This window comes from Mycobacterium sp. UM_11, assembly GCF_001414075.1.
Taxonomy (GTDB): domain Bacteria; phylum Actinomycetota; class Actinomycetes; order Mycobacteriales; family Mycobacteriaceae; genus Mycobacterium.
Genome location: NZ_LATC01000175.1, coordinates 1 through 5,217 on the forward strand (window position 1 = coordinate 1; position 5,217 = coordinate 5,217).

At 71.0% G+C, this 5,217-nt stretch carries 2 protein-coding genes; both read left to right on the forward strand.

Annotated elements, in window-relative coordinates; translation table 11 throughout:
- Positions 1 to 4,843, forward strand: a 4,843-nt coding sequence (locus tag WU80_RS24010; RefSeq protein ID WP_156349742.1) for a non-ribosomal peptide synthetase, incomplete at its 5' end; no start/stop codon positions are given.
- Positions 4,844 to 4,972: 129 nt separating this feature from the next.
- On the forward strand, positions 4,973 to 5,217 hold a 245-nt coding region (locus WU80_RS24015), incomplete at its 3' end, for a carboxymuconolactone decarboxylase family protein (protein ID WP_197286016.1).

Sequence of the window (5,217 nt, forward strand, 5' to 3'; positions counted from 1 at the left end):
CGCCGCGGTGGTCGTCGTGGACGCGATTCCGTTGACGGTCAACGGCAAACTCGACGCCCGCGCCCTGCCGGCGCCCGACTACCACGACGCGGATCGCTACCGCCCCCCGGCAAGCGCAGTCGAGGAGATCCTGGCCGGCATCTACGCCCAGGTCCTCGGCCTCGAGCGCGTCGGCGTCGACGATTCGTTCTTCGACCTGGGCGGCGATTCGCTCGCGGCCATGCGCCTGATCGCCGCCGTCAACACCGGCCTGAACACCCACCTGGGGGTGCGGTCGCTGTTCGAGGCGCCGACGGTTCACCAGTTGGCGCCGCATCTGGGTGCGAACGGGGCCGGGCGCGCGCCGTTGGTGGTGATGCAACGGCCCACGGTGATCCCGCTGTCCTTCGCCCAGTCCCGGTTGTGGTTCCTCGACCAGCTGCAGGGGCCCTCGGCCGTGTACAACATGGCGGCGGCGCTACGGCTGAGCGGGCGCCTGGACGCCGACGCGTTCCGCGCCGCGCTGGGCGACGTGGTGGCCCGGCACGAAAGCCTGCGCACGGTCTTCGTCGCGGCGGAGGGGACACCCCAACAGGTCGTGCTGCCGCCGGAGGACGCCGACGTCGGCTGCGACGTGGTCGACGCCACCGCCTGGTCACCGGGCCGGCTGGAAGAGGCAGTCGAGACCGTGGCGCATTACGCGTTCGATCTTGGCACCGAAATTCCTTTGCGCGCTTGGCTTTTCAATACGGCTCAGGCGGAGCACGTGTTGGTGGCGGTGCTGCACCACATCGCCGCCGACGGCCTGTCGCTCGCCCCGCTGGTGCGCGATCTCGGCGTGGCCTACGCCGGCCGGTGCGCCGGCCAAGCCCCGGACTGGGCGCCGCTGGCGGTGCAGTACGCCGATTACACGCTGTGGCAACGCAACCAGTTCGGCGACCTGGGCGACCCGGACAGCCCCATCGCCGGGCAGCTGCGGTTCTGGGAGCACCACCTCGCCGGGATGCCCGAGCGACTGGTGCTGCCGACCGATCGGCCCTACCCGCTGGTGGCCGATCACCGCGGGGCCACCGTGAGCGTGCAGTGGCCGGCCGCGTTGCAGCGGCGGGTCCGCGAGGTGGGGCGGGCGCACAACGCCACCAGCTTCATGGTGGTCCAGGCCGCGCTGGCGGTGCTGTTGTCGACCCTGAGCGGAAGCAGTGAGGTGGCCGTCGGCTTCCCCATCGCCGGCCGGCGCGACCCCGTGCTCGACGACGTGGTGGGCTTCTTCGTCAACACCCTGGTGCTGCGGACGGAACTCGCCGGCGACCCGACGGTCGCGCAGGTGCTGGCGCAGGTCCGCGGCCGCAGCCTGGCCGCCTACGAGCACCAGGACGTGCCCTTCGAGGTGCTGGTGGAGCGGCTCCGCCCCGCCCGCAGCCTGAGCCACCACCCGCTGGTGCAGGTGATGCTGGCCTGGCAGGACAGCGACGCCGCCGAGTTCAGCCTGGGTGACCTGCACGTCGCCCCACTGCCGATCGACACCCACACCGCCCGGATGGACCTGACCTTCTCGCTGGCCGAACACTGGGACGACACCGGCGAACCCGCCGGGATCGGCGGGCAGGTCGAGTTCCGCACCGACGTGTTCGACGCCGACACCATCGAAAGGTTGGTCAACCGCCTGCACCAGGTGTTGGTGGCGATCACCGCCGACCCCGGTCGCCCGTTGTCGTCGATCGACGTCCTCGATGCCAACGAGCGCGCCCGCCTCGACGAGTGGGGTAACCGCGCGGTGGCCAACCGGCGGGTGACCTGCCCGTCGATCCTGGAGGTGTTCGCCGCGCAGGTGGATCGCGCGCCGGAGGCGGTCGCCGTCAGCTGCGGGAACCACTCGCTGACCTATCGCGAACTCGACCGCGCCGCGAACCGATTGGCCCGCCTGCTGGCCGGCCGCGGGGCCCGGGCCGGGGAATGCGTGGGCCTGCTCATGGACCGCTCGGCCGAGGCGATCGTCGCGATCATGGCGGTGCTCAAGACCGGGGCGGCATACCTGCCCGTCGACCCGGCGCTGCCCGCGGCCCGCATCGAGTTCATCCTCACCGACGCCGCGCCGATCGCCGCGCTGACGACGAACGCCCTGCGGTCGCGGTTGGCCGGCTTCGGGCCGGCGGTGGTCGACATCGACGACCCGGCGCTCGCCGCCCAGCCCGAGGACGCCTTGCCGACGGCCCCGGCGGCCGACGACATCGCCTACCTCATCTACACGTCGGGTACCACCGGCACGCCGAAAGGCGTTGCCATCACTCACCGTAACGTCACGCAACTGTTCGCCCCCCTCGACGCGCCCGTGCGGGCGGCCGGCGTTTGGTCGCAGAGCCATTCGCTGGTGTTCGACGTGTCGGTGTGGGAGATCTTCGGCGCGCTGCTGCACGGGGGACGGGTGCTGGTGGTGCCGGACGCGACGGCCCGGTCCCCGAAGGACCTGCACGCCCTGCTGAGCGCCGAAGAGGTCACGGTGCTCACCCAAACTCCCTCGGAGGCCGGCATGCTCGCGCCCGACGGGCTGGACGCGGCCTTGGTGGTGGCCGGCGAGGCGTGCCCGGAGGAGGTGGTGGACCGCTGGGCGCCCGGGCGGACGATGCTCAACCTCTACGGCCCCACCGAGACCACGATGTGCGTGGCGATCAGTGCGCCGCTGGAGCCCGAGTCCGGCACGCCGCCGATCGGTTCGCCGGTGCCGGGGGCGGCGCTCTTCGTGCTCGACGCGTCGTTGCGGCCCGTGCCCACCGGGGTGATCGGCGAGCTGTATGTGACCGGGGCGGGGATGGGCTACGGGTACGTGCGTCGGGCCGCCCTGACCGCGTCGCGGTTCGTGGCGTGCCCCTTCGGCGCGCCCGGGACCCGGATGTATCGCACCGGCGACCTGGTCTGCTGGGGCCCGGACGGGCAACTGCGGTATCTCGGCCGCGCCGACGAACAGGTCAAGATCCGGGGCCACCGCATCGAACTCGGGGAGGTTCGCGCCGTCCTGGCCGGGTTGGGCGGGGTCGAGCAGGCGGCGGTGATCGCCCGCGAGGACCGCCCGGGCGACCGGCGGCTGGTGGGGTATGTCACCGGGACGGCGGACCCGGCCGCGCTGCGGGCGGCGGCGGCAGATCGGTTGCCCGCCTACATGGTTCCGGTCGCGGTGGTGGTGCTGGACGCGTTGCCGCTGACGGTCAACGGAAAACTCGACAGTCGCGCGTTGCCCGCCCCGAAATACACCGACGACGATCGCTACCGCCCGCCCGCCACGCCGGTCGAGGAGACCCTGGCCGACATCTACGCCCAGGTGTTGGGGGTGCCGCGCGTCGGGGTCGAGGAATCGTTCTTCGACCTGGGCGGCGACTCGCTGTCCGCGATGCGCCTGGTCGCCGCGATCCACGCGACCCTGGGTATCCCGCTGCCCGTGCGCGCTGTCTTCGACGCACCGTCCGTGCGCAGCCTGAGTCAGCAATTAGACTGTCATGCAAGCGATTTCGTGGCTGCACGGCGACGCGGCGCCAGTTTTGCCTCGGTGCACGGCCGCGACGCGACCGAGGTGTACGCGAGCGATCTGACGCTGGACAAGTTCATCGACGCCGAGACGTTGAGCGCGGCGCCGGCGCTGCCGGGTCCGAGCTCGATGGTGCGTACGGTCCTGCTGACCGGGGCGACGGGCTTTGTGGGCCGGTACTTGGCGTTGCAGTGGCTCGAGCAGCTGGAGTTGGTGGACGGCAAGCTGATCTGCCTGGTGCGGGCCGGCTCCGACGAGGAGGCGTGGCGGCGGCTGCGGGCGACCTTCGACAGCGGGGATCCCCGGCTGCTCGACCACTTCACGGAGCTGGCCGCCGACCACCTGGAGGTCATCGCCGGGGACAAGTCCGCGACGAATCTCGGGCTCGACGAGGACACCTGGCAGCGGCTGGCCGACACCGTCGACCTGATCGTCGACTCGGCGGCCCTGGTCAACGGCGTGCTGCCGTACAGCGAACTGTTCGGGCCGAACGTCGCGGGCACCGCCGAACTGATCCGGGTGGCGCTGACCACCAAACTCAAGCCCTACACCTACGTCTCGACCGCGAACGTCGGGGACGGCGTCGACCCGGCGGCGTTCACCGAGGACGCCGACATCCGGGTCGTCAGCCCCACCCGGGTCGTCGACGGCGCCTACTCCAACGGCTACGGCAACAGCAAGTGGGCCGGCGAGGTGTTGCTGCGCGAGGCCAACGACCTGTGCGCGCTGCCGGTCTCGGTCTTCCGCTGCGACATGATCCTCGCCGACACCAGTTACGCGGGCCAGCTCAACCTGTCGGACGTGTTCACCCGCATGGTGCTGAGCATCGCGGCCACCGGCATCGCCCCCCGCTCGTTCTATCGCCTCGACGCCGGGGGCAACCGCCCGCGCACGCACTTCGACGCGCTCCCGGTCGAATTCGTCGCCGAGGCGATCACCAAGCTGGGTGCCCATGCCGTCGAGGGGTTCGAGACCTATCACGTGATGAACCCGCACGACGACGGCATCGGCATCGATCAGTACGTCGACTGGCTGATCGAGGCCGGTCACCCGATCGAGCGGATCGACGACTTCGGCGACTGGTTCCGGCGGTTCGAGGCCGCGCTGCGCGAGTTGCCCGAGCGTCAGCGCCAACATTCGGTGCACCCGCTGCTGCAGTTGCCGAGCGGACAGCAGGTCGAGCCCGGGGACCCGGGCCGCGGTTCGCTCGCCCCCACCGAGCGGTTCCGCGCCGCGGTGCGGGAGGCGAAGCTCGGTCCCGACGGCGACGATCCGGACATCCCGCACGTGTCGGCGCCCGTCATCGTCAAGTACGTGACCGACCTGCGGCTGCTCGGACTGCTCTAGGCGCCGCTCGTAAGACGCTCTGCGGCAGGGGGTTTCGCGCGGGTGGTAACCATGTCGCGGCGTTCGGGCCTTGGCGTGGGGATTGCTGACTAACATGGCCGGTGATCGCGCCCGACGAAAGTGCTCACCATGACAACAGCTCGCGTGCCCAAATTGCCGCTCGACGAGGCGACGGCCGCCGCCGACGAAGCGGCCGTGCCCAACTACATGGCCGAGCTGAGCATCTTCCAGGTGCTGCTCAACCACCCGCCGCTGGCGCGCGCCATCAACGACCTGCTCGCCACCATGCTGTGGCACGGCGCGCTCGACCCGCGGTTGCGCGAGTTGGTGATCATGCGGATCGGCTGGCTCACGGCGTGCGACTACGAATGGAC